The sequence below is a fragment of the Streptomyces albicerus genome (assembly GCF_008905045.1).
GTDB classification, from domain to species: Bacteria; Actinomycetota; Actinomycetes; order Streptomycetales; family Streptomycetaceae; genus Streptomyces; species Streptomyces albicerus.
This window is the reverse complement of the sequence record NZ_VWMY01000049.1, coordinates 64614-89140: the sequence shown is the minus strand read 5'-3', so window position 1 is coordinate 89140 and position 24527 is coordinate 64614. Positions and strand designations below refer to the sequence as shown.

The following is a 24527-nucleotide window of genomic DNA, read 5'->3' as shown; positions in this document are numbered from 1 at the left end:
GCGCGTCACGATTGTCTTTCTACCGGATCCGCATACCAGACGGATCCGGATCGGCAAGATTGATCACGACGTCACACAGGCCCTAGTGCCCACCGGATCAGCCACCGCCCTCGTCGCGCTGGTCTGGGCCGCGTTCACGCTCCGGGTGATCCGGCTCGCGTCCGTCTGCCCCAGCCCCGGTGGCGGCCCAGGTCCGGGCGGCGCGGGGGTACGGGAGCCGCGTCGGCCCAAGCCCTGTCCACCGGGCGGGACCATCGCGTTGCCGCTGCCCGAGGATCCGCCCGGCGGCGCCGCTGCGCTCGCCTGACGCGCCAGGTCCGGGGCCCTCGGCGCCGGACCGCGGCCGTTGGTGTGTTCAGTAGCAGCCGGTCTGGGCGGCACCGGAGAGGATCTGCTCGATGATCGGGCGTCCGACCTCGTAGGCGTCGGCGACAGGCAGGACCTGCGCGTCCGGGTGTTCGGCGAGCCAGTCCTTGGCGGCGTCGGCGCTGGCGAAGAAGTGGACCTGGTTACAGAAGGCGGCACGGACCGAGGTCGGCGCGTCGGGGGCGACCACGGAGACGACGGCGCCGGCCGGCTCCACGTCGGTGGGCCCGTCGGGGGCCACGGTCAGGTGGACCGGCTCTCCGGTGGCCCGGCAGGGTGAGGTGACCTGGGCGGTATGGCCGATGGTGGCCGGGAAGACCAGGGTGTCCATGGCGCACCAGGCGTAGAGGGTGCGGTCACCGGTCTGGTAGCGGTGCGGGGTGGGGTTGTGGGTAAGGCCGTTGCCGATGATGCGGCCAACGGTGTCGTACTCGGTGTCGGGCATGTCGGCCAGCGCCTCGCGGATCGCGTTCACGGGACGTCCGGCCTGGGCGGCGAGTTGGTCGGGGGTGACCGGCTCACCGGTGGCCAGCAGCGTCAGCAGGGGGCGCAGCAGCCAGAGCTTCACGCCGGGGGCGCGGTTGACTGTCTCGGTGAAGCGGGCGGCCATCTCCTGGGTGTCGGTGTCCATGGCGAGTCCTTCCCTTCCCTGCGGGTGGATGGGTCCGATGCCTGCCGACCGTAGGGTCTGCCCCCGGGGTGAGGGTCAAGCCCGTATGTCGCAGCCGCGCGGATCTCCGGCCCAGCACAGATCGCCCTCCGCAAGGTGCTGCTGGTGCTCGGTCTCGAACTTCTCGATCCGGTCGAGGATCTGCTGCTGGGCGGCGATGCGCTGCCGCAACCGTTCGCGGGAGCGGTGCAGCAGTTCGGTCAGGTGTGAGCCGGCCGGGTGCCCGGCGCCGTCCGTCCAGGCGGCGGTCAGCTCGTGGATCTCGGCGACGGTCAGGCCGAGGCCGCGCAGTTCGCCGATGAAGTGCACGCACCACAGGGCGTCGGTGTCGTACAGCCGGTAGTTGGCCGGGCTGCGGCCGAGGGTGTAGATCAGTCCGAGGTCGGTGTACTCGCGGAGTGCCTTGACGGTCACGCCGGTGCGGCGGGACAGCTCCCCGACGGTCATCGCGCGGGCACGACGTGCAGGCTGGCTCGTGTCCATGAGCGCCTCCGTTCCGTCGTCGGCGGCTCAGCCCGCGCAGCAGGAGAGCTTGGCGACATCGCTGGTGAAGGCCTGGGCGGCGAGTTTGAGGGCCTCGGACATGGTCAGGTACAGGGCCCAGGTGTGGGCGAGCTGGTCGACGGTCATCCCCGCGCTGATCGCGTAGGTGGCGGCGGTGATGATCTCGCCTGCGCCGTCGGCGATCACGTGGACGCCGAGCACGCGGCCGGTGTCGGCGTTGACGACGAGCTTGACCAGGCCGCGAGTGTCCCGGTTCGCCAAGGCGCGAGGCACATACTCCAGCGGCAGGACGCGGCAGTCGCATCGGATGCCGGCATCGGCCGCCTGAGCGTCGGTCATCCCCACCGCGGCGATGGCAGGACTGGTGAACGTCACGCGCGGCAGCGCGGTGTAGTCCAGGGTGCGTTCCGCCCCGGCGAGGGCGTTGTCGGCGGCCACGGTGCCCTGGGCTGCGGCCACGTACACGAACTGCGGTCCTGCGGCGACATCGCCTGCGGCCCAGATCCGCTCGTTGGCGGTGCGCTGGTAGTCGTCGACGACGACTTCGCCGCGCGTCCCCGTCTTCACTCCCACGGCGTCGAGGTTCAGCCCGGCCGTGACTGGGCGGCGGCCGGTGGCGATCAGCAGCTGCTCGGCCCGCAGCTCGATGGGGGCGCCGCGGCGGTTGGCGGTGAGGGTGTAGCCGTGTTCGTCACGCCGGACGCCGGCCAGTGTGGTGCCGGTGTGCACGGCGATGCCCTCGCTGGTGAAGACCTCCTCGACGGCGGCGGAGACTTCGGGCTCCTCGAAGGGGGTGAGCCGGTCCAGGGCCTCTATGACGGTCACCCGGGTGCCGAGACGGGCGAAGAGCTGGGCCTGCTCCAGGCCGACCGCGTTCCCGCCGACCACCACCATCGACTCCGGCAGGATGTCCAGTTCCATGGCGGTGGTGGAGGTCAGGTAGCTGGCCTGGTCCAGGCCGTCGATGGGCGGGGCCCAAGGGGCGGAGCCGGTGGCGATCAGGTAGTGCGCGGCCTCGATCCGGCGGGCGCCGCCGTCGTCCAGCACGACATCCAAGTCCGGCGCCTCGGTGGTCCCAGTGAAGGCGGCGGTGCCGTGCGCGACCTCCCAGCCGTACTCGGCGGCGAGTTCGGTGTACTTCTCCGCGCGCAGCTGCTCGACCAGGGCGTCCTTGCCGCCGATCAGCGCCGCGAAGCCGACCGGGACCTCAGCCGGGGCCAAGCCGGGGAAGCGTCCGGCGGCAGTTGCGGTGTGGCGGGCCTCGGCGGCGGCCAGCAGCGCCTTGGACGGCACGCAGCCGACGTTGACGCAGGTGCCGCCGGTGGTGCCGCGCTCGACCATCACCACGCGCCCGCCCTGGTTCGTGGCGGCGATCGCGGCGGCGAACGCAGCCGAGCCGGAGCCGATGACCGCCAGGTCGAAGCCGGATTCCGTCATGGTCATGGTGCTGCCTCCTCGTACGGAGCCCAGGATTCCGGAACCAATGCTATGCGCCTTGCCGAATAGTTCACTGCCACCATACTATTCGGAGAGGCGAATAGCTCCAGTTGGAGGCCACTCACATGCCCCAGCCCCTGACCGTCATGGACGACACCGCGTGCACGCACCTGGACACGGTGGCCAAGTTCTTCCGCGCTCTGTCGGACCCCACGCGGCTGAAGCTTCTGGAGTTCATCCTGCGCGGCGAGCGCACCTCGGCCGAGTGCGTCGAGCACGCCGGAATCTCCCAGCCCAGGGTGTCCGTCCACCTGTCCTGTCTCGTGGACTGCGGCTACGTGAGCGCCCGCCGCGACGGCAAGAAGCTGCGCTACTCCATCGGCGACCCCCGTGTGGCTGAACTGGTCGTACTGGCCCGGTCGCTGGCCGCGGACAACGCCACCGCCCTGACCTGCTGCACCCGCATTCCTGACGGCCAGGACTGACGCGCAAGGGAGCGTCCGCCATGCCCGCTACCCAACGGCCCCCGCGCCGCGACCGCGCATCCTCCAGCACTGGCACGGCCACCGCAGGCATCGGCATTGCCCTGCTGATGATCGCCTGTTGCGCCCTGCCCGCCCTCATCGCCGCCGGCGCGCTCGCCGGAATCGGCGGAGCCCTGGGCAACCCGTGGGTGATCGCCATCGCGGTGTTCTTCCTGGCTACGATCGTCACCGCCATCGTCCTGCGCCTCCGCTCCGGTGGCGGCGACTGCTGCCCGCCCCAGGACACGACCCGTACCAAGGACCGGGAAGTGTGAGCGCGGACACCGAACCGCGCAGGCGGGCGTCATAGCGTCGAACGTGCAACACCTCTCAAACCCGGGAGAAAGGCAGGCCGGCCATGATGCGCGCGATGTGGAACGGCACGGTGATCGCGGAGGCGCCGCGCACGGTCGTGGTGGAGGGCAACCACTACTTCCCGCCCGAGTCGCTGCGCCGCGACTACTTCGTGGAAAGCCGGACGAAGTCGCTGTGCTTCTGGAAAGGGGTCGCCCGCTACTACACCGTGAGTGTCGGCGGGCAGACCAAGGCGGACGCGGCCTGGTACTACCCGAAGCCCAGCCCACTCGCGCGGAAGATCAAGAACCATGTCGCGTTCTGGCAAGGCATCGTGGTGGAGGGCAGCGGGGCCGGGTCAGCGGCGTAGAAGGTGGCGCAGGGCGACGATGCCCTGCATCGCGGCGGCCGGGCGCAGGAGTTCCGGGCGGGGTCGCTCGGGCATCGTGCCGCGGCCGACGGCGATCGCCGTGACCGTGACGACCGGTGCGGCCCAGGCGGCGATGGCCGCCGCGCGTACCGTACGGCTGGTTTCGTGCCGCAGGGTGAGCCAGGTCCAGAACGCGGCGTCGGCGAACGTGTCGGCGTAGTCGCCGAACGGGGACACGGCGGCTTGGCGCCGGGCGACGCGGCCATCGGCCACATCGGAGGCGATGGCCAGCACCCCCGAGAAGCGGCTCGCCCCGACGGCTGTGGCGGGGAGGTTTCCGCGGATCAGGGTGAGAACATCGGCGGGAACGAGGTGGTCTCGGCGTTCCAGGAGGCCGAGATGGAGCACGGTGAACGTCCAGCTGACCGCCACCCCTGCGCGATCCCTCCGCGTTCGAGTGAGGGCGAGGAACAGGCAGTGCAGGACGGTGACCTCCGCGAGGGCCCAGGGGCGGCGGGCCGCCTGCCGCACGGACCGGTCCGCGGCCTGCCCCAGGAAACGCGCCACGGCGCGAGGGCTCCAGCGGGACTCCCTCGCCGTCCCCAGCAGGGCATTGGTCGCGGCCCGGCTGTCGGTGAGATCGGATACGCGCACGACCCACCTTTCGTCCGGAGTGGTGCGTTGCGCTCACGGTAGGCGGCGGGCCCTGCGGGGGAACGTGAGCGCGCTCACCGATCCGCGGCCCCGTCGGCCGTAGCGTTCGTTGCGTGGAAGGGAGCGGTCATGGCCTGGTTCGGACGGCTGACGGTTGCGGCGGCAGTGGGCGGGGGTGTGGCGGCCGGCTATCTGGGGTTGGTCACCGGGGCGCTGGCACCGGATGTGGGAGTCGGCCGACGAACTCGCCCGCTCGGGCCGCAGACGGTCGACATCGCCGCCCCCAGGGAGGTCGTCTTCGACGTGATCGCCCAGCCGTACCTCGGGCGGTCCACCCGCGCGATGCGGGAGAAGGTACGCGTGCTGGAGCGGGGCGACGACATGGTGCTCGCCGAGCACTTCACCCCCGTCGCGGGCGGACGGCTGACGGCGAAGACGACGGAGACCGTACGGTTCGCCCGCCCCGGCCGGATCGACTTCCGCCTCGTACGCGGACCGGTGCCTGCCGTTGTCGAGTCATTCCGGCTCAGTGATGACGAGGCGGGCACGACCCTGGAGTACGAGGGAGAGCTCGCCACCGACGGATGGGTATGGGGGGAACGCTGGGGGCGGCTCGTGGCTGACCACTGGGAGGAGACGGTCATGGCCTCGCTGAAATCAGTCAAGCAGGAGGCCGAACGGCGCTCTGCCCTCCCCTGAGCCGGGGCACTACCGCGGAAGAAGGAGGTCCGCCATGTCGTCACCGCGGATCGGTCACACCGAACGGGACCAAGCCCTTGAACGCCTCACGACCGCCTACGCCGAAGGCAGGCTGGAAGAGTCCGAGTTCGAGGATCGTGCCGGGCGCGCCCTGCGAGCTCGTACGCAGGATGAGCTGAGCCCGCTCCTGGCCGACCTGCCCGTGCCCGAAGCTGTGGCAGCTGCCGAACCCCTGGCATCGATCCGCGAGCGCATCGGCGACTTCCTGGTCCGTGCCCTGAGACGTGCGGTGTTCTGCTGGCTGCCTCCTCCCCACGGAGGACCATCAGAACGGTAGCGGCGGCTCAGGTTTGCGAAGGTCCGTCGACGTTAAACGTCGGCTCCCCACGGCCGGTACGGACCACCACGAGATCGGCGGGCTCTGCCGAGGGATTGCTCTCCCGGTGCACGACGCCCTTGGGCACGTAGACGAAGTCTCCGGGGCTCGCCTCGACGGTGTCCGAGCCACCGGGGCCGAACTCCATCTTCAGGGAGCCGGTGAGGACGTAGGCGATCGTCTCGTACGCGCCGTGGTGGTGCCAGCCGGACACCATGCCGGGCTCGGTGCGAACGAACCCCGACCACGTTTCATCGGTGGCGACCGCCTCCTGCCGCTCCATCCCCGGCGTCTGCGGCCCCGCCCTGCGGTCGCCGGGGGCAACCACCAGGATTCGACCGTGTTGGCTTCCCATGTCAGCCTCCCTCAGGCGGAGGCCCCACCGGCGTGCACGCCCAAAGGGCTGCAACGCCGAAGGCCGTTCCCCTCCAGCATGCGCGCCACGCGGAGCTGACGCGGTGCGCGCGGCGCGCCCGGTCAGTCGCGGACGAGGGCGGCGAGCGCGTCCTCGACGCCTCGGTGGAAGGTGGGATAGGCGTAGATCATGTGGCGCAGCCGGTCGACCGGGACCTCGGTCTGCACCGCCACCGCGAGCCCGTACAGCACCTCACCGCCCGCGGGTCCCGCCGAGGTGGCACCGACCAACACCCCGCGCTCCGCGTCCTCACGAGCTTGATCAGGCCATTGTTGCCGGCCTTGTGGATCCAGCCGCGTGCCGTCGAAGGCACTCGTGTCATGCCTGTGCGCACACGGAGCCCTTGTTCGCGGGCGGTGCGTTCGGTCAGGCCCACGGAGCCGACTTCGGGGTCGGTGAAGGTGACCCTGGGCAGGGCGCGGTAGTCCGCGTCCGGGCTGGGCTCGCCGAGGATGTCGCGGACGGCGATCTCGGCCTGGTACATCGCCACGTGGGTGAACGCACCCCGGCCGGTGAGATCGCCGACGCACCAGACGCCGTTCGCGGCGCGCATCCGCCCGTCCACCGCCAGGGCTCTGGCATCCGGATCCAGGCCGACACTCTCCACGCCGAGGCGGGTGAGATCGGCGCGTCGCCCGGTGGCCACCAGCAGATGCTGCCCGGTCAGCTCCTCGCCGCCGTCCAGCGTGAGCCGGAAGGTGTCCCCGGCGTGGCGCACACCTTTGGCCCGGGCGCCGGTGCGTACCGCGATCCCCTCTCTGCGCAGTACGTCGGCGAGCAGTCGGCCGGCCTCGGGCTCCTCCGCGGGCAGCAGCCCCTCCATCGCCTCGACGACGGTCACCACGGTGCCGAAGCGCGCGAACGCCTGAGCCAGCTCTAGGCCGACGGCGCCGCCGCCGAGCACGATCAGCGAAGCGGGCGGCTCCTTGGCCGCGGTCGCCTCGCGGTTGGTCCAGTACGGCACCTTCTCCAGGCCGGGCACCGGCGGAATCTGCGGGCGGCTGCCGGTCGCCAGCACCACCCCGCGCCGGGCGGCGTACACCTGGCCGTCGACGTCCACTCGGCCGGGGCCGGTCAGGCGGGCGCGTCCGCGGACGAAGCGCCCGCCCTTGCCGGTGAACCGGTCCACGGCCACCTGGTCGTTCCAGTCGTCCGTCGCCTCGTCGCGGATCCGGGCCGCGACCGGGGCGAAGTCCGGGACGACCTCGGCCTGCCCGGCCATACCCGGGACGCGCCGGGCCTCGGCGAGCAGGTTGCCGGCGCGGATCATCATCTTGCTCGGGATACAGGCCCAGTACGGGCACTCCCCGCCGACCAATTCCGCCTCTACTCCGACTACGTCCAGACCGGCCCCGGCCAGCCGCTCGGCGACGTGCTCACCGCCCACGCCCATCCCGATTACCACGACCTCGGTGTCCTGCGCCATGGCTGGCCTCCTTGGTCAGCTCCGCTCGGAGGGAGAGATCACTTCGTACCCGGGACCTGATGGGGCGTCTCGTACGGTGCGTCGTCTGCACGGTTCGTTTGTCCGGCTGGTCGGCCGATCCGGGATGCGCCCCACATCAGCGTGCTGATCAGCATCACCAGCGTGAGCGGGTAGAAGACCGGCCGCAGGGGGACCAGCACCGGCAGGAGCGCCGCAGCGGTACCGGTGCCCAGGACGAGCAGGAATGTCGGTACGCAGCAGGCGAAGCCGAGCAGGAACGCCGGGAGCACGCCGAGCAACCGCGCGTATCCGGTCCGGCGTCCTGGCTGTCGGCAGGAGGCTTCCTGCCGGGCCGCGAAGGCGGCGACCGCGATATTGCAGCCCACCAGGGCGCCGCAACTGGCTCGGTCGTCCAGGTCGTCGCCACCGACCCGGCCGCATCTCTCGACCTGCCCGCCTGGTGCCACATGACCGGCCCCCACTACCTGGGGCCGGTACCCGATTCCGGCCGCGCGGCATACGCGCTGCGGCTGGCCGCCGCCCCGGTCGCCACCCGGCGGATACTCCCTGGCACCGGCCGGAGACCTAACGCCCGCTGGGATCGGCGGCACGCAGCCGCTCGATCACCGTCTCCAGCCCGGCCGTGAAGGCGTCGAGCCGGCCTGGCGGCATGTCTCCGAACAGCACGGCGGCCAACTCGTCACGGCCGCCACGCAGTGCCTCGGTGACGTTACGCCCCTTGCTGGTGAGGGCGACCAGGGTCGCGCGCCGGTCGGTGGGGTGGGCCGCGCGGTCCACCAGCCCGTCCGCCTGGAGCGCGTCCAGCAGCCCGGTGACGTTGCGGGGGGTGACCCCCAACTGCCCGGCCAGCGCCCGCTGCGTCATCGGCCCGTCATGGAACAACGCCCACAGCACGCCCGCGCGGGCCGTGGTCAGGCCGCGCTCGGCGACGCCGCGCTGCATCATCGCGCCGAGCACCTCGGCGACTTCGAAGAGCCGGTCCAGCGAAACCCTGGCGATGCCGGGCCCCTCCGGCATATCGTGAAGTGACTTCACTATGTAGCACCTCCATCAATCAGGGTAGCGCCCATCGTGCTGCCGGAGGGAGACGGCCCCCATGACCCAGCGGACCAAGCAGCATCCACTCTTCGCCCGCTTCTACGCCAAAATCGCCGGTCCCGCCCTGGAGAAGGCGGGCATCACCGAGCACCGCCGCCGCCTGCTGGCCGGCCTGTCCGGCGAGGTCGTCGAGATCGGCGCGGGCAACGGCCTGAACTTCCCGCACTACCCACCAGAGGTAAAGCGCCTGGTCGCTGTCGAGCCGGAGCGGCGCCTGCGCGCCCTGGCCGAACAGCAGGCCCACACCGCTCCCGTCCCGGTGGAGACCAGCGACGGCCGCGGCGAGCAACTCCCGTTCCCGGATGACTCGTTCGACGCAGCGGTGGTGTGCATGACCCTGTGCTCGGTGGCCAACCCGCACGTCGCCCTCGCCGAGCTGCACCGCATCCTGCGGCCGGGCGGCCAGCTGCGGTTCTTCGAGCACGTCCAGGCCGACTCGTCCGCGATGCGGCGCCTCCAGCGCGTCCTGGACGCCACCGTCTGGCCGCTGCTGAACGGCGGCTGCCACACCGGTCGCGACACCCACGCGGCCATCACCGCCGCCGGGTTCACCCTCACCGACGTCGACCGGTTCACTTTCCCCGAAACCCCCATCCCCTTGCCGACCGCCACCCACATCCTCGGCACCGCGGTGCGCCCTCACTCGGCAGGCGCCCGGTGACCGCCCCGGAAGACGCGGACCAGCCCGTCCCACTGAACGACACGAGTGCGGCACGCACCTCCGTCACCATGCTGGAGCGCCTGGCCGACAAGCTCGGTGGCCGGGCTTCGGTAGCGGCCGTCTACGGCGAGCCCGTGATCAGTGAGGGCGTCACCGTCATTCCCATTGCCCAGGTCGGCTTCGGCTTCGGCGGCGGCGCGGGCCGCGAAGTCGGCTCGGCCAAGACCGGCGAGGGCGGCGGGGGAGGCGGCGGAGCCGAAGCCCGGCCGCTGGGCTTCATCGAGATCAGGAACGGCACCGCCACCTACAAGCCCATCCGCGACCCATGGGTGGATGTTGCTGTCCCGCTCGCCGCCCTCCTACTGGGAACCACGGCACCGAAAATCCTCCGCGCCATCGCCCAGCGCGCCCGCCATTGACTCGTCGACCCCCGGCCGGTCGGGGAAGTTGCAGAACCGCCACCCATGCCCGGCTGCGGGAGAACGCCACGGTCACCACGCACTTGGCCGCGCTCACCCAGCGGCAGGCCGGGGACACGCTCGCGGGCACGCTGCCCAAAGCCCTCCACCCGGCAGGCGTAGAGGCCGGGCCGACCGCGGCCAGTCGGCGAGCGCCCCAAGGTCGTTCACGACGACATGGCCACGCGCGCACGATCCCCGTAGCCAACGGCGTGCCGGTCCCGCGGCGGGCTACTCGTCCTCGTCGAGCTCGACCGCGTCCGGATCCCGCAAGCCCCGCAGGGCCACCTGCGGGGCGGAGGCGGTGAAGCTGTGGCGGTCGAGCACGTTGAGGTTCTGGTGCCCGCCTACCCCGAACAGAGTCCGTCTGGGAGTGCCAACGGGACAACACCGCTGTTGCAACGCTCCCGCTCGTACCAGTCGTTTGAACTGGGAACTTACGTCGCCAAGGCGAGCTTCTACCACTCAAGAGATGGCGGGATAAACCAGGCGTTCATGCCCTGGTCGAGGCGGACGCGGTAGAACGTCATATGCCCGACCTCGATGCCCTTCTCCTCGAACGCCGGGCAATCACCCTCGCAGTGGTCGCCGGGGTCGTCCGAGTCGTTGAGGACCGGGCAGTGTTTGTCGTCGTGGACCTCGTACCCGTGCCGGATGCTGACCTCCCATCCCTCCACAGTCTGCTCGTGCGGGTCGTCGTGCAGCCCGTGCTCGTACGCGTACTGGAGATGCAGCTGAGAGGGGTCACCCGGCAGGTGCTGAGCGCTCTTCGTCACGCAACCGAGCCTAGCGGCGGCACATCGGCCAGTCTGGTTCTCCGCCGGCACCGGCCGTTGCGGCCTGGATGCGGTCGGGGATCGAGTGGAGGTGTCATTCGGGCTCGGGACACGAGCCCTGCTCGACGCACACGCAGCCGTGCTCGCCAACCGGCTTTGGGCCGCTGGCTTGCCGAGGCGGCCAACCTCGTCGACCCCGCCGCTGTAATGGCAACTAACCTTCCTCTAGCGGCGCTTGGCGCCGCTACCCGCCCTAGTCGGAGCCCGCCGCACGCTGCCTGCCCCACCGATCCCGAGGGACGCGATGAGTGCCACCGAACCATCCGCCGCATATGCCTGGTGCCTGCCCCACGGGCCGCTGGCCCGCTTCACCGGCCCGGAGTGTCCCCGGTGCACCGACATCCTGGCGACGCTCACCGCCGAGCAGGAGCGGTACAGCGACACTGAGTTCCCACACCACCTCTCGGAGGCGCAGCGCGTCGCGCTCGTCCCGGCCGCCGCCGGCGAGCACCGGTGACCCCGCCCGGACACCCCCTCCCGGACCCCGGCCTACTCGCCGCCCTCGCTCGAGGCCGCACGCGGGTAGCCCAGTACATGGCCTTCCAGCTTGCGCTCCAGGACCGATGGAACGAGGAGACCGCGACCGATCTCCTGTGCCAGGAGACCGCGCCACGGCTCCAGCCGATTCCGTTCACAAGGAACCAGGAGGCGCTGGTTGGGGCGGACTGGCTGTGGTGGTTCATCGACCAACCCACCGGCCTATGCTTCGGCCTGCTGTGCCAGGCGAAGAATCTCAAGAAGAAGGGCGCCGACTGGTTCATCGGAGTCGACCAGGAAAACAAGTCATATGGGCGGCAGATGCCCAATCTGCTGGCCACCGCCGACTACTTCCAGGTGCCCGCTGCCTATCTGCTGTACTGCGGCACGCCGGCCTACCGCACCGGCCTGGGCTGCACCCAGCACGTCCCGCCCGACTGCGTGCGCTGCGCCCGCTCGGCCGTCTCAGTGCTCAGCGCGCTCGCCGCCGACTACCTTTACAGCAGTCGCCCCGATGATGCGGCGTCCGACGCCTTCCGCTCCGCGCTCCCCCTGGAGGACCTGGCCGACCCCGACCTCCCGCAGGAACTGTTCGACATCAACCTCGAGGTCTGCGGCCCGGAACTGCGCCAATTCCTGCTTGACCCGCAATACCGTGCTCCGCTGGCCGCGAAGAAAATCTTCGAGCAGCTGTCCCGGCTGCGTCTGGGCGTCTTCAGCCGCAGCGCCGTCGCCATGGAATCACACCGGAACTCCGTGCTCTTCCGCGAGCTGCCCGCTGATTCCGGGCATTTCTCAGCCCCATATTTCCACCACGTCCTGCGCGGCCTGCGGACAGAAATTCCGGACTACGTCACGGCAGCCCTCAGCGGCGACGTGGTCTCGGCGAGGGTGACCACTCGCGCCGCGGGCCTCGTTCTCGTCCAGATGTAACCGCCCGGCCGAGGGTGGCCGTGGTGCCGCGTGCCGTCTCGCCCCATGACGGACCTCAGTGTCGCGTTCTCGAACGAAGCGGAAGTGGCTCTTCACAATGCAAAGTGTCTTCGGTGACGCTGATGCGCCGATTGTCGTCGAACTCGCGCAAAAACCAGATCTACAAGGCGTTCCGGGAGGTCGGGCGCGTGATGAACCGTGGCGCTGCTGCGATTCCTCGCCGACTCGGGGCTGCGGGCATCGTGTGAGCCAGGTCCCCGGCGCATCCAGCAGCGTGGGGGGCAGCCCGTAGGCGCCGGTGCCGGCGAGCGTGCCCAGCGATGCCATGACGAAGGCGCGGCGGTCCACTGGCCCTCTGCGTCTTCCAGCGCTTCCACGGTACCGCCGCCGTCCAGGACAACTCCCAAACAGTGCGATCGTCGTGGAAGGGGATCAGCCGCTCCCGTATGACGGGGAACCTCAGATCGACGTCCCCCCGTTCGGTTGGAGTAGTTCGCGCGCCTGCTGACCGGCTGTTCAAACGACCGAATTGTCGGGCCTAGCGCGCCAGGGGTCGTCGGATCCGGGGAGACGACAGTCGAGGATCATAACGGTGACGATGGCGCCATGCTGGTCGCGCTGTTCGCGCGCCTGGGCGTCCTGCTCTCGCTGTAGGGAGCCGATCGTATGATCCCGCGGTGCGCGGTGCCGGTCCTCTCTCAATTTGGGGTTCCAGTGGGCGCAGTCGAAGTAGCCGATGAGGTAGATACCCGCGGTGCGGGGAGCGCGCAGGTAGTCGCGGACGAGTTGGTCGGCCAGCGCGGTGGGGAGGTCCTGGTTCCAGCATCCTTTGCATTCGATGACGACGGTCAGCGGGTCGGATTCGCCTGGGACCGTGGCTTGAATGTGGATGTCGGTGCGTTTACCAAGAAAGCGCTGGATCTGGACTTCGCGGTTAATCACGATGCGGTGGCCGCCGATGTCCTGTAGCAGGAGGGCGGCGACCAGGTCGCTGAAGTCTTCTTCCCAGCACGGCCACCACTCGGCGTGATGCGCCTTCGCCATATTTCGGTTCCACAGAGCCACCGCCAGGCCGTAGGGGGCTTGGAGGACCGCTTCTAGTCTTCTCAAGCTGGACACCACGATGTCCAGAAGGTGGCGTTCATCGGAGATGACCCGGAGGCTGGCATCCCTGGCTAGTCGCAGAAGAGTGGACGGGGCCACGGAAAGGGCTTGACGGTCGGCAGCCGTGTAGGCGACCTCCTTGGCGCGCCTGCGCAGGTAAGAAAGATTCGGGAAACGGGTTGCCAGGGCGGCCAGTTGCCGAGCTGCTGCCATGGCGTTCTTATCGATTAGCAGGACGAGCAGGCTATTCTGCAGCTGGCGAAGGTCGCGGACGGACCCTGCTGCGGGGGCACGGGTATCGGGAGGTGGGCCGACGTGGTCGGTGACCATGGCATACAGGTGCGCCAGGTCGGCCTCAGGGAGGCTTTCCATCTGGGACGGCCAGGAGCCGCCAAAGGACACGTCGATGTGCTCCAGCAAGGCCGCCAGGACATCAGGCCGTAGCAGAATGCTCTTGAGGGTGGGCCAAAGGCCGTGCAGCCGAGGGCATGCCAAGACTGCGGCGGCAGCACAGATCCACCGTGGGGACTCGGCGGCGCTGCGCTGCAATTCGGAGTCCGCCACGGCTGCGCCCAAGGCTTCCTCGGCCTGCCGGCTGCCGGCGAAGGCGAGAGACGTGAGGGCCGTGTTCCACTGCCCGACCTCACGTACAGGAGCCTGTGCCCACGTGAGCACAGTGTCGACGGCAGAATCCGCGCCCGCTCTCTCGTAGGCGCGGCTGAGGGAACTCAGGGCTGAGTAACTGCATCCGTCCAGTGCCTGCGTGAGTAGAACCGGGATTTCTCGGCCCGCCAGGTAGTTGCAGCGGTTGATCAGCGTACTCTGCAGGGCGACGTCGCTATGCGTATAACAGTCGCTGGCCGCAGCCACGATCGAGGCTGCGGCCGCGCGTCGGGGATCGTCCAATGCCTTCGCTAGATGTGGTGGGTTCAGCACGGCGAGTGCCGTCAGCGTGATGACTGCCTGACTCCAATAGGTGACTTGCTGACTCCATTCCGTGCCGACAACGCCTGGGTGTAGCGGCTGTCGCGGTCGCGTAGCAGGTAGCGGAAGCGGGCGGCGCGGTCTGCGAGGAGGTTCCTCGAGAGCTGGGTGGTCCAGGCTGCGGTCGGGTGGGCGGTGACGCCGAGGATGTGCACGGTGCGGGTGCCGACCTCCATGACCACGAAGGCGTACAGCCTGGTCAGCGCGGCGGTGTCCACGTGGAAGAAGTCGGCGGCGAGCAGGCCGGAGGCCTGGGCGCGTATGAACTCGCGCCAGGTCGGGGCGCTGCGGCTTCGTCTGGGTGCGGGGCCGAGGTCGGCGCTGCGCAGGATGCGTCGGATGGTGGAGGCGCCGACGCGGTGGCCCAGGCGCCGCAGCTCGCCCTGGATACGGGTTGAGCCCCAGGTCGGGTTCTCGCGGGCCAGGCGCAGGATCAGGGCGGTGAGTTCCTCGGAGATCGGCGGGCGGCCGGTCCGTGCGGGTTTCTGCTTTCACTTCCAGCGCAGTAGTCGCCGGTGCCAGGTGAGCAGGGTGTCGGGTGTGAACAGGCGGTGTCGGCGCAGCCGGGAGGGTAGGTGCCGGGCGAGGGCGGCGAGCACTGCGCGGTCCGGCCAGGTGAGGTGTGGCCGGACGCCGAGCTGGCGGCGCAGCACCGCGTTCTCGTGGCGCAGCGCGAGCAGCTCGGCGTCCTTGGTCTGCTGCGAGCGGGAGAGCAGCAGGAGCAGTCCGAGGAGTCGGAGGAAGACCAGGTAGAGCATGCGCAGTGCCATGGGGTCCGAGCTTGTCGTGATCGCCGGAGTCGCAAAGTGCCTGGTCAGATGCTGTACATCACTTCTGGAACCCTACAGGGGCGGCTCGCCGCCATCCTCCGGCGGGGATGTAAACGCGTTCCTCGCGGGGCGTTCCGCGGTCGCGGACCCGCCTGAGATCGTCACCGTACTCTCCGCCTCCTCCCTCCGGTTGCCTTATGGACGGAGCCCGCCTCCGTACCGTGGTGGAGGCGTCAGGCCGTGAACGTCCGTGAGACCAGGGAGATGCCCGACATGTGGGCTGACCAGGTGGCCGAGGCGGGCGGGCGCACGGGGATCCGGGTGGTCTGCGCTTCAAGAAGCAAGTGCAACGGGCGATCGTCACGCACCGTGAGTATCAACTCGTCGCCTCCCGGGCGCGGCGCGGGCAGCAGCAGGCCCCACTTCCAGGGCCCCGAGGCGAACGCACGGTTCTGCCCGCCCGGTACCTTCGCGGTGCCGATCCGGGCGCTCAGGAGGGCATCCTTGCGCGTATAGACAGTGAGCCGGGTGGCGTGCCCGCGGTCGGTGCCCACCCACAGACGGATCTCCCGGGCGCCACCGACCGTACGGCTTCCCCGTACGCGCAGGGCCGGAGTCGGAAGGGTGACGCGAGGGCCTGCGGCGGCGTGCCACCCGTCCTCTCCTGTGAGGAGAGGGAAAGTGTCCTCCACCGCCCGGCGGCTGCCGCTCGCGTAGGACCGTGACCAGCCGGTGGCCCCCGTGCCGTCACTGAGCCACTGGGCCCGGCCCGTATCGGCGTCGAATCCATAGACGAGGCTGATGGGCGCGGGGTGCGCGCGGTCCACGTCGTCGAGGGCGGTGCCGGTGCCGGACAGGGTCAGCCCGGCGAGGACCAGCGCCGCCAAGGGCACCACCGCCTGTCGGCCGGGCATCGCCACGGCGAGGAACGAGGCCAGGGGCGCCGCGACCAGGGCGACCAGGACCAACGGGATCGCCACGAGGGCCAGCCCCACGGAATCCTTGAGAAGATCGGCCACCGGGAGCACCAGCACCGCCGCCGGGAGGCCCACGGCGCCGGCGGGTACGAGAACCCTGCTCCGGGCCGTCGACGCCTGCCGGGCCACCGCTGCCAGTCCCGCCGCGCCGAACAGTGCGGGCCAGCCGAAGAGGTACGCGGCCCCGGGGAAGAACACCGCGGTCGCCACCGCCATGACGGCCAACCACAGGGTTACGGCCGCTCCGGCCTCGAAGCCGTACCCCCTGCGCAGGAACAGAGCCGCCCAGACGTAGGCGGCCGCAGCCGCGAAGGAGGCGAATCCGATCGAGGTGAGCCCCGCGCGGTAGGGGTTGCCGAAGGCGAAGCCTCCGTACTCCGGCCGAATCCAGCACAGCACCTGCCAGCCGGCCCAGCCCAGGGCGAAGGCCACGGACAGGGGGACAGGGAGTGTCGCGGCGGCGACGCTCAACGGGCGCCACCCGACTCCGCTGTGGCGGCGGGCCCACCACAGGGCGGCCAGAGCTGCGGCGAGGGCCACCAGAGCCATCGGCAGCACCCATGCCTCGGAGTAGACGACCAGCAGGCCTCCCAGGGTGAAGTAGGTCGCCTCGGACGCGTCCTCCACCTCGGTGAGATCCGAGCCCGCGAGCTTACCGGCCGCGGCGAGTACGGTGGAGCCCAGGTCCTGGAGGGTTCCTGTGTCGAGGTTCGCGAGATTGTCCTGCGTGGTGTGGTAGTTGGCCGAACCGCCGACCACCGCGAAGTTCATACCTGTCATGCCGGCGTTGTGGAAGACGGTGAAGTCGGTTTCGTGCGGGAGGAGTCGGTAGACCTCGTCGGACAGGGACGTGGTCACCGGGGGGCGGTTGCCGAGTGCGGAGAGCAGCGCGGCACTGTGGGCCCCGGTCTGGAACATCACCGCTCGTCCCGAGGTTCCCGCCGCGTCCAGATTGAGGACGACAGTGCCGCGGGGCCGGGCCGAGGCGGCGAACGAGCGGGCGCCGAGCAGTCCCACCTCCTCCCCGTCCGTGAGGAGGAACTCGATGTCATTGCGCGGCGGGGGCCCCGAACTCAGGGCCCTGGCGATCTCCAGAACCGCGCCGACGCCCAGACCGTCGTCCGAGGCGCCCGGGCTGTGCGGGACGGAGTCGTAGTGCGCGACGATCAGAACACGGCCGGTCGGGTCACGACCGGCCAGTTTCACGTGGATGTTCCGCACCGGCGCGATGACCGCGGAGCCGGAACCCGTCTGGTCGGCGACCGACTCCCGGACCTCCGGGCGCAGTCCCAGTGCCGTGAATTCGTCGACAAGCTGCTCACGGACACGGGCGTGCGCCGGGGTGCCCATGGGATGTGAAGAGGTGGCGAGAGCTGCGATCCGCTGGTGCGCCCGGCCCGCGGAGAACGAGGCGGGCGGTGCGTCGGCCGGCAGGGCGGAGGGCGGCGCGGTGAAGCCGAGGGTGCTGTAGACGGTCAGGAGTACGGCAGCCAGGGCGAGTACGGCGGGCACCGCTCTGCGAAGCGCTGTCACTGAGGCGTTCCTTACTGTCCTTGAGCAGGACCGTGGGCCCTGAGACGGTCGTCCGCCGCGGACTTCTCGGCGGCCGCGATGTGGGCGTTGGTCAGTCGCGGCAGGGCGATGCAGGCCGCGACCAGCAGCAGTCCTGCCGCGATGAAGAAGGGGGCCCGCAGTCCGAGCCGGTCCGCGAAGATGCCTCCCGCGAGGCCGCCGAGCGGGGAGAGCCCGTTCACGACGGACCGGTACGCGCCATTGACGCTGCCGAACATCTCCGGCGGGATCAGTGTCTGGCGCAGGGTCGTGGACGTGACGTTGGCGACCGAGATGCTCGCTCCCACCACCGCGAAGGCGCTGGCCGACAACAGGGCGTTCGACGTGCCTCCGCTGATCGCGAAGGGCAGCGGACAGATGCCGAACGCCACCTGGAGGGAGGTGCCGCGACCCAGCGCCCGCGTGATCCTGGGCGCGAGCAGCACACCGGCCAGCCCGCCCAGGGCGACGACCACGAGCATGACGCTGTATTCGGTGCTGCTCAGATGCAGCACCTCGAACGCGTACAGAACGACGATGCCGATCACGCTGACCAGGGCGAAGTTGAGAAGACCGGCCATCAGGCAGAGGGTCCGCAGCAACGGGTGGCCGAAGAGCCGGCGGAAGCCGGATGCGGTACCGGTGCGCAGGGCGCGCAGTGAGAGGCCATCAGCGGCGCCCGAGGGCTGTTGCCCGTATCCACGGAGGCCGAACACCAGCACCGCGGAGAGCAGGAACGAGGAGGCGTTGAGGGCGAACGGGAGTGTGGGGGACACGAGGAACAGTGCAGTCCCCATCGGCACGCCGATGAACTCGACCGTGATGAACTGCCCGCCCAGGAGCCGGCTGTTGGCCGTGTCGAGCGATCCCGGCCCCACAACATCACGGACGACGGCCTGAGAGAGGTTGTCCGCCATCGCCTGGACGGAACTCAGCGCGAAGGCGGTCGCCGCGAGTACCGCGATCGTCACCTGGCCGAGGGCGCTGAGAGCGACGAACACCGTCAGCACCACGGCGCGGGCCACGTCGCAGAGCCACAGCGCGCGCCACCGGTCGATCCGGTCGACGAGAGCGCCTGCCAGGGGCCCGACGCACACCCACGGCAGCCGGCCCGCGACGGTGACGAGAGCCACCAGGAAGGGATCGCGGGTGAGTGCGGCCGCGAACAGCGAGAGCGCCATGATCCGTACACCGTCGCCGAGCCCGGAGACGGTGGTCGCGGTCCACAGGCGCCAGAACCCGGGTGCGAACTTCCTGCCGTCGGCCGTCGCGGTCATGCAGGCCGCTCCCGTTTCCCGCGATCACGCGTTGCGGCCATGGTTGCGGCCATGAGGACCACTGCCGATCCGGTCGTCGTGCCGTCATTCCCTCACTTCCGCAGTTCCGCCTCGACGGCGTCCGCGGACATCTGCTGGACCCGGCGGACGAGCCCGGCGATCCGGTCGGCGTCCGCGCCGTCGAGCCTCGCCTGCTCACGTACCAGTGCGGCCAGCGAGGCGATGGTGGGCGCCTCGACGAAGAAGTGCAACGGCAGTTCGACCCGGAACAGCTCACGTACCCGGGACACCATCAGCGTCGCCAGCAGCGAATGACCGCCGAGGCGGAAGAAGTCGTCGTCCCGGCCGGGGTCCTCGACGTCGAGTGTCCGTCCCCAGACGTCGGCGAGGACCTGCTCCAGCTCGCCGGACGGTGGCGCGTAGGCGCCGGCGTGGCGGGTGCGGGCCTGGTCGGGAACCGGCAGGGCTCCCCGGTCGAGCCGACCACCGGCGGTGAGCGGAAAGGAGTCCAGGGCTGTCACGTGGTCGGGAACCATCGGGGGAGGCAGACACTCGGCCAGTCGGCGGCGCAGCGAGTCCCCGGCGGGCACCGTCCCGGGGCGCGAACCGGTGACGTAGGCGAGCAGCCGGTGGCCACCGTCCTCGTGGCTCCGGGCCAGCACGACCGCGTCTCCGACACCGGGCTGCTTCCGCAGGGCGGCCGTCACCTCGTCGACGTCCACCAGAGCGCCGTGGACCACGAGCCGTTGCCGCTCCGCCGGGTCCCCCGGGGCCGGGGCGTACCGGGAGATCGGCTCACGCGGCCCGGGCAGTTCGGACAGCGGTGCGGAGCCGTTGCCCGCAAGTGACCCCACGGCCTCCAGGACATCGAGGAACGCCGCTGCGACGCGCTCGACGGTCTCCCGCGCGAACAGCTCTCCGGAGTAGTGCAGCCAGCCGGACACTCCGCCTTCGGGGTTCGGGTGCAGGTCGAGGCTCAGATCGAAGTCCGTTCCTCCGGACGGGAGTTCGAGAACATTCGCCGACACGCCCGGCAGCCGCGTGCGGCCCATCGGGACGTCCCGCATGGAGATCATCACGGTCAGCCGCATCAGCCGCCCACCGGTCTGTTCCGCGTCGGCGGCGGTGAGGATCCGGTGCAGGGGCAAGCTCTCGTGCGCGTAGGCGTCAAGGCATCGGCTGCGCGTGCGTGCCAGGAGTTCGTCGAAGGTGCCGGTCGGATCAACCGTCAGCCGCAGCGGGACGGTTCGTGCGAAGAATCCCACCAGCCGTTCGAGCTCGGGCCTCGACCGTCCTGCCGTCGCGGTGCAGACAAGCAGATCCGACTGTCCCGACCAGCGCTCCAGAACCAGAGCGAACGCGGAGAGCAGCACCATGAAGGGGGTGGCCTCGGCGGACTGCCCGAGCCGCGTGAGCACAGCGGTCAGAGCGGGGGAGACGGCCACCGGTACGGCGTGGCAGCCCCCGGCCCCCCGGTCGGGCCGGCGGTGTCCGCCGACGGGAAGGGCGGGCGCCCGGGCGTCCGCCAGGGATTCCCGCCAGTACGCGACGTGGCGTTCGGTCTCCGGGTCCTCGGCCTGTTGGCGCTCCCATGCGGCGAAGTCCGCGAACTGTACGCCCAGTGGCGCCAGCTCCGGTGCGCGGCCCTCGGCCGCCGCTCCGTAGAGGGCGACGAGGTCCTCGATGAGGATGCCCAGCGACCAGCCGTCCAGCACGGCGTGATGCGCCGTCAGGGCCAGGATCCAGACCCCCGCCGGATCCTCTCCCTCGTCGCCCTGGCCGTCATCGGGCACTTCCCAGAGCGCGATGCGGATCAGAGGTGGGCTGCTCAGATCGAAGGGCTGTCCGGCGAGTTCCGCCAGCCGCGTCGGCACCTCGCCCGCGGTTACGGATTCCACGGCGAGCGGCACGGACATCTCGTCCGCGTCCCGCACCACCTGGACGAGTCCGTCGGTGGCGGCGACCTCGAAGCCGGTGCGCAGCGGCTCGTGCCGGCGTACGAGCGATGCCAGCGCGTCGCGCAGGACATCCTCGCGCAGAGCGCCCGTCAGGCGCAGCGCGACCGGCAGCACGTACGCCGGTGATTCCGGCCGCAACTGCTGGTGGAAGAAGAGACGTTCCTGGCCGGGGGTGGCCGGCAGGCGGTTGATGCCCGCCTCGCGTCTGAGCCGGGGGAGCGGCTGCCGGTCGGCCTTCTGCAGTTCGGCCAGTCGACGCCCGAGCAGCAGACGCCGCTCGGGCGACAGCGCATGGATCCGACGGTGCAGGGCATCGGGTTCGGACGCCGCCTCGTCCACCATCACTGACCTCCTGTGATCCGGCCCGTGTGCGTGCCGTGCGACTGGTCGGGGGCACGGCCGGGGATGACTGAACCGAATGGCTCGGCCGTTCGCGAATCGTGGCGGCCGGCCGTCCCGGGCCGGTAGTCGGGAGGATCCCCGACTACCGGCCCGCCCGACGGAATCCCATGATCGACGGCAGGGTCCGGAGGACCGACGCGATATGCGGCTCGTTGCCGACGGGCACGGGGAGAGTGGTGACGGTGGAGCAGACGATCGAGCTCAAGACCTCGTTCGCGCAGGAGAGCCTGTGGCTGCAGCACCAGCTCGACCCGGACCAGCCGACGTATCACGTTGTGCCCGTCGTCCGTATCCGCGGGCCCCTGGACGCCACCGCCCTGGAGAGCGCGCTGGGCACCGTCGTGGAGCGGCACGAGGCGCTGCGTACCGTCTTCGCACTGGTTGACGGTGCGCCGGTGCAGGTGATCGGCCCCGGAGAGCCGGTCACCGTCCGGGTCGTCGACGTCGAGCCCGGTGAGGTCGACGCGGCGGTGCAGGAAGAGGTGCGGCGGCCGTTCGACCTCCGCAACGGCCCCCTGCTGCGCTGCACGCTGCTGAGGCTCGCGGCCGACCACCACGTCGTGGTCCTCGCCATGCACCACATCGTCACGGACGGGGTCTCGTCGCGGATTCTGTTCAGCGAGCTGTCGGCCGCGTACGAGGCGCACAGCGCGGGTCGCGAGCCTCTCCTGCCCGAACTCTCCATCCAGTATGCCGACTTCGCCGTCTGGCAGCGCGACCGGCTGCAGGGCGAGACGCTGCGGGGGCTGACCGAGTACTGGGGTGAGCGGCTGGCAGGCGCGAGGGCCCTGTGCCTCCCGACGGACCGGCCGCGGCCCGAGGTGCCGACATCGCGCGGCCGGTCCCACTGGTTCACCCTGCCGGGTCCGCTGATGGACCGTCTGGAGCGGTTGGCGCGCAACCGGCAGTCGACGCTGTTCATGGTGCTGCTGGCCGGGTTCGACGTGCTGCTGTCCCGCTACTGCCGTCAGGACGACGTCACGGTCGCCTCTCCGACCGCCGGGCGCGGGCGCCCCGAACTGGAGGGCCTGATCGGCTACTTCGTCAACACCCTGCCTCTCCGCGTCGACCTGGGCGGCGACCCGAGCTTCGGCGAGCTGATCGACCGGGTCCGCGACACGTGCGTCGGCGCCTGGGACCACCAGGAAGTCCCCTTCGCACTGCTCCTGGAACGCCTGCGCGCAGAGCGGCATTCGGCAGCCGGTACGGCCGACGCACCCGTGATGATGATTCTGCAGAACATGGAGCGCCCCTCCTGGAGCACCGCCGGTCTCGAATTCGAACCCATGTGGAAGGAGACCGGTACCGCCAAGACGGATCTGCTGCTCGACATCTCGCCGGGCGCCGAGGCCTACCGGGCCCGCTTCGAATACAGCACCGAGCTGTTCGACGAGGACACCGTCGTCCGCATGGCGTCCCACCTGGAGACGCTGCTGCATTCCGTCGCGGACGCCCCGCACCGGCGGATCTCCGGGATCCCCCTGCTGACCGCGGACGAGCGAGCCGCGACCCTGGCCGTCGGCGGCCGCACCGATGGACGAACCGAGCCCGTCGCCGCCCACGTTCCGGCCGAGGACCGGGCCCGGCGCACCCCTGACGCGCCGGCCCTGCTGAGTGAGGACGAGCAGGTCGGCTACGGGGAGCTGGACAGCCGGGCCACCAGCCTCGCCGCCCGGCTCCGCACATGCGGCGTCGGCACGGAGACGACTGTCGCGCTGATTCTCGACGCCACACCCGAACTGCTCGTCGCCCTCCTCGCAGTGAGCAAGGCCGGCGGCGGCCACCTGGTCCTCGACCCGAAGGACCCGGCCGAGGTCCTCTGCCGTGCCATCGCTGAGAGTGGTGCCACGCATGCCGTCACCCACGGCGCCCAGCCCCCTTTGCCGGACGCGGTGACGGTCGTCGCTCTGGACACACCGGGCCAGGACGGCGAGTCCGCCCCGGGCGGAACCCGGACTCCCCCGCCCGGCAGCCTGGCGGCGACGGCGCCCGACATCGGACACGGTGCCCGCTCCGGTCCGCTCCACAGCCACGGCCAGCTGACCGCCGGAGCCCGGGCGTCGGCCGAGGCCCTGGGCCTCGTACCGGGCGACCGCTACGTTGTCCTGTCGCCGGGGCCCGCGCAGCTCGCGGCCGAGGCGTGGCCCGTGCTGGCGGCCGGCGCCGCGCTGGTCCTGCCCGGGACCTGGGCCGCCGCGGAGAAGGCCGAGGCCACCGTTGTCTCGTTCTCCGGTGTCCGTCCCGGGGAGGGGCGTCCCGCCGCCCGGCCCGCTTCGGTGCACACGGAGATCTTCTGGGACGACGGTGTGCCCACGGCAGAGGAGCTGGGCGAGTGGGCCCGGACGCCGGGCCGACTGCTGCACGTCCGCGCGGTACCGGAGGTGGCGGGCCTGTGCACGGTGCGTCCGCTGACCCACGGGGAAGTGGTCCACCGGCCGCTCGGCCGCCCTGCCCCGGGTCTTCGGGCCCACGTTCTCGACGCCCGGCTGGAGCCGGTACCGCTCGGAACAACAGGCGAACTCCACCTGGCGGGCCCGGCCGTGAGCCGCGGATACCGCGCGCGCCCCGGCGAGACCGCGGCGCGCTTCGTGCCGGACCCGCACGGCTCGCGCCCTGGCGGACTGCTCCATCGCACCGGCGAACTGGTGCGGCAGCGCCCCGACGGCGGCCTGGAATTCGTGGGGCGCGCCGACGGCCTCGTGAACTCGGGGGGCCTGCGTGTCACCCCGTCCGCGATCGAGGAGGCGGCGGCCACCCATCCGGACGTGGCCGACTGCGCGGTCGTCGCGCTGCCGGATCCGGCGGGCGGGCGGCGGCTGGTGCTGTACGTGGCACCGCGTCCCGGCACGACGGTGGACCCGGGGGCCACGACGGCGTATTTGTACGAGCGGCTGCCCAAGGCACTGGTGCCCAGGATGATCGTCCCGCTTGAGCGGCTCCCGCGCACCGCAACCGGTGCACTGTCCCACTCGGAACTGCCTGCCCCGGACGCGCAGCCCGGCGGGCAGGAAGGGTACGTCGCGCCTCGAACGCCCTTCGAGGAGGAGATCGCGGGGATCTGGCAGGAACTGCTCGACGTGGAACTCGTCGGGGTGCACGACGACTTCTTCGAACTCGGCGGCCAGTCGCTGGCCGCGGTCGGCCTGGCGGCGCGCGTCCGTGACATCTTCGGAGTCGATCTGCCCCTGCGGGAGCTGTACGCGAACTTCACCGTGGCGGAGATGGCGTGGCAGGTGCTCGAAGCGCTGACCGGCCCGGATCCTGACGGCGGGAAGTTCTGACCCG

General features: G+C 70.7%; 25 protein-coding genes and 3 pseudogenes. 12 read left to right on the top strand and 16 right to left on the bottom strand.

Annotated elements, in window-relative coordinates; translation table 11 throughout:
* Positions 1–307: pseudogene (locus GAS53_RS36990) on the top strand (hypothetical protein); the annotation flags it as partial.
* Between the two features lie 48 nt (positions 308–355).
* Here GAS53_RS36990 and merB read toward each other — a convergent pair.
* The 3 genes from merB to merA form a co-directional block, all read right to left on the bottom strand.
* Positions 356–997 (bottom strand): organomercurial lyase MerB, encoded by a 642-nt coding sequence (gene merB / locus GAS53_RS36985; protein WP_151482142.1) that lies wholly within the window; start codon positions 995–997, stop codon positions 356–358.
* A gap of 75 nt (positions 998–1072) precedes the next feature.
* Positions 1073–1519: a MerR family transcriptional regulator gene (locus GAS53_RS36980; RefSeq protein WP_225859332.1), complete on the bottom strand. Its 447-nt coding sequence runs from the start codon at positions 1517–1519 to the stop codon at positions 1073–1075.
* 27 nt (positions 1520–1546) lie between these two features.
* Entirely contained in the window at positions 1547–2983 is a 1437-nt protein-coding gene (merA, locus tag GAS53_RS36975; RefSeq protein ID WP_151482141.1) for a mercury(II) reductase, read from the bottom strand.
* Positions 2984–3102: 119 nt separating this feature from the next.
* Here merA and GAS53_RS36970 point away from each other — a divergent pair, with 119 nt between their 5' ends.
* The 3 genes from GAS53_RS36970 (at position 3103) to GAS53_RS36960 (ending at position 4165) form a co-directional block, all read left to right on the top strand.
* Complete coding sequence (locus GAS53_RS36970) at positions 3103–3462, top strand: ArsR/SmtB family transcription factor (RefSeq protein ID WP_151482140.1); 360 nt, start codon at positions 3103–3105, stop codon at positions 3460–3462.
* Between the two features lie 20 nt (positions 3463–3482).
* Positions 3483–3776, top strand: coding sequence for a hypothetical protein (locus GAS53_RS36965; protein WP_151482139.1), 294 nt, complete (start codon positions 3483–3485; stop codon positions 3774–3776).
* Positions 3777–3859: 83 nt separating this feature from the next.
* Entirely contained in the window at positions 3860–4165 is a 306-nt protein-coding gene (locus tag GAS53_RS36960; RefSeq protein ID WP_151482138.1) for a DUF427 domain-containing protein, read from the top strand.
* Here GAS53_RS36960 and GAS53_RS36955 read toward each other — a convergent pair.
* On the bottom strand, positions 4154–4819 hold the full coding sequence (locus GAS53_RS36955) for a CDP-alcohol phosphatidyltransferase family protein (protein WP_151482137.1): 666 nt from the start codon (positions 4817–4819) through the stop codon (positions 4154–4156). The genes GAS53_RS36960 and GAS53_RS36955 overlap by 12 nt on opposite strands.
* A 129-nt stretch (positions 4820–4948) precedes the next feature.
* On the opposite strand from GAS53_RS36955, the gene GAS53_RS36950 reads away from it, so the two are divergent.
* Positions 4949–5518: an SRPBCC family protein gene (locus tag GAS53_RS36950; RefSeq protein ID WP_151482136.1), complete on the top strand. Its 570-nt coding sequence runs from the start codon at positions 4949–4951 to the stop codon at positions 5516–5518.
* A 34-nt stretch (positions 5519–5552) separates the two neighbouring features.
* Complete coding sequence (locus GAS53_RS36945) at positions 5553–5855, top strand: DUF1707 SHOCT-like domain-containing protein (protein ID WP_151482135.1); 303 nt, start codon at positions 5553–5555, stop codon at positions 5853–5855.
* Positions 5856–5862: 7 nt separating this feature from the next.
* Here GAS53_RS36945 and GAS53_RS36940 read toward each other — a convergent pair whose 3' ends face one another.
* The 4 genes and pseudogenes from GAS53_RS36940 to GAS53_RS36920 all read right to left on the bottom strand — a co-directional run bounded on the left by GAS53_RS36940 (position 5863) and on the right by GAS53_RS36920 (position 8791).
* Positions 5863–6249, bottom strand: a complete 387-nt coding sequence (locus GAS53_RS36940) for a cupin domain-containing protein (RefSeq protein ID WP_151482134.1) — start codon at positions 6247–6249, stop codon at positions 5863–5865.
* A 122-nt stretch (positions 6250–6371) separates the two neighbouring features.
* A pseudogene (locus GAS53_RS36935) lies at positions 6372–7702 on the bottom strand (dihydrolipoyl dehydrogenase family protein).
* A gap of 71 nt (positions 7703–7773) precedes the next feature.
* Positions 7774–8202: a hypothetical protein gene (locus GAS53_RS36930; protein WP_225859330.1), complete on the bottom strand. Its 429-nt coding sequence runs from the start codon at positions 8200–8202 to the stop codon at positions 7774–7776.
* 118 nt (positions 8203–8320) lie between these two features.
* On the bottom strand, positions 8321–8791 hold the full coding sequence (locus tag GAS53_RS36920) for a MarR family winged helix-turn-helix transcriptional regulator (protein WP_151482133.1): 471 nt from the start codon (positions 8789–8791) through the stop codon (positions 8321–8323).
* Between the two features lie 61 nt (positions 8792–8852).
* Between GAS53_RS36920 and GAS53_RS36915 the strand changes: the two genes are divergently transcribed.
* Both GAS53_RS36915 and GAS53_RS36910 read left to right on the top strand, forming a co-directional pair.
* Positions 8853–9515, top strand: coding sequence for a class I SAM-dependent methyltransferase (locus GAS53_RS36915; protein ID WP_151482132.1), 663 nt, complete (start codon positions 8853–8855; stop codon positions 9513–9515).
* Positions 9512–9934, top strand: coding sequence for a spore germination protein GerW family protein (locus GAS53_RS36910; RefSeq protein WP_225859329.1), 423 nt, complete (start codon positions 9512–9514; stop codon positions 9932–9934). Before GAS53_RS36915 ends, GAS53_RS36910 begins: the two co-directional genes overlap by 4 nt.
* Before the next feature lie 497 nt (positions 9935–10431).
* Here GAS53_RS36910 and GAS53_RS36905 read toward each other — a convergent pair whose 3' ends face one another.
* Positions 10432–10749 (bottom strand): hypothetical protein, encoded by a 318-nt coding sequence (locus tag GAS53_RS36905; protein ID WP_151482131.1) that lies wholly within the window; start codon positions 10747–10749, stop codon positions 10432–10434.
* 304 nt (positions 10750–11053) lie between these two features.
* On the opposite strand from GAS53_RS36905, the gene GAS53_RS36900 reads away from it, so the two are divergent.
* From GAS53_RS36900 to GAS53_RS57770, 3 genes are all read left to right on the top strand, one after another.
* On the top strand, positions 11054–11266 hold the full coding sequence (locus tag GAS53_RS36900) for a hypothetical protein (protein ID WP_151482130.1): 213 nt from the start codon (positions 11054–11056) through the stop codon (positions 11264–11266).
* 77 nt (positions 11267–11343) lie between these two features.
* Positions 11344–12219, top strand: a complete 876-nt coding sequence (locus GAS53_RS36895; protein ID WP_151482129.1) for a DUF6615 family protein — start codon at positions 11344–11346, stop codon at positions 12217–12219.
* Between the two features lie 113 nt (positions 12220–12332).
* Positions 12333–12467 (top strand): Tn3 family transposase, encoded by a 135-nt coding sequence (locus tag GAS53_RS57770; protein WP_151482128.1) that lies wholly within the window; start codon positions 12333–12335, stop codon positions 12465–12467.
* A 268-nt stretch (positions 12468–12735) separates the two neighbouring features.
* On the opposite strand, the gene GAS53_RS36885 is transcribed toward GAS53_RS57770, so the two are convergent.
* The 7 genes and pseudogenes from GAS53_RS36885 to GAS53_RS36865 all read right to left on the bottom strand — a co-directional run bounded on the left by GAS53_RS36885 (position 12736) and on the right by GAS53_RS36865 (position 21182).
* Positions 12736–14229 carry a hypothetical protein gene (locus GAS53_RS36885; RefSeq protein WP_151482127.1) on the bottom strand — a complete coding sequence of 498 codons (1494 nt, stop codon included), beginning with the start codon at positions 14227–14229 and terminating at the stop codon, positions 12736–12738.
* Between the two features lie 41 nt (positions 14230–14270).
* Complete coding sequence (locus GAS53_RS56890; protein ID WP_225859327.1) at positions 14271–14525, bottom strand: hypothetical protein; 255 nt, start codon at positions 14523–14525, stop codon at positions 14271–14273.
* An 87-nt stretch (positions 14526–14612) separates the two neighbouring features.
* Positions 14613–14774, bottom strand: a pseudogene (locus tag GAS53_RS56885) (helix-turn-helix domain-containing protein); the annotation flags it as partial.
* 24 nt (positions 14775–14798) lie between these two features.
* Positions 14799–15077 carry an integrase gene (locus GAS53_RS56880; protein WP_225859326.1) on the bottom strand — a complete coding sequence of 93 codons (279 nt, stop codon included), beginning with the start codon at positions 15075–15077 and terminating at the stop codon, positions 14799–14801.
* Between the two features lie 233 nt (positions 15078–15310).
* Complete coding sequence (locus GAS53_RS36875) at positions 15311–17587, bottom strand: M28 family peptidase (RefSeq protein WP_151482126.1); 2277 nt, start codon at positions 17585–17587, stop codon at positions 15311–15313.
* A gap of 11 nt (positions 17588–17598) precedes the next feature.
* Entirely contained in the window at positions 17599–18882 is a 1284-nt protein-coding gene (locus GAS53_RS36870) for an MFS transporter (protein WP_151482125.1), read from the bottom strand.
* Positions 18883–18974: 92 nt separating this feature from the next.
* Positions 18975–21182, bottom strand: coding sequence for a condensation domain-containing protein (locus tag GAS53_RS36865; RefSeq protein WP_151482124.1), 2208 nt, complete (start codon positions 21180–21182; stop codon positions 18975–18977).
* A gap of 242 nt (positions 21183–21424) precedes the next feature.
* Between GAS53_RS36865 and GAS53_RS36860 the strand changes: the two genes are divergently transcribed.
* Complete coding sequence (locus GAS53_RS36860) at positions 21425–24523, top strand: condensation domain-containing protein (protein ID WP_192583449.1); 3099 nt, start codon at positions 21425–21427, stop codon at positions 24521–24523.
* Positions 24524–24527 lie beyond the last annotated feature (4 nt).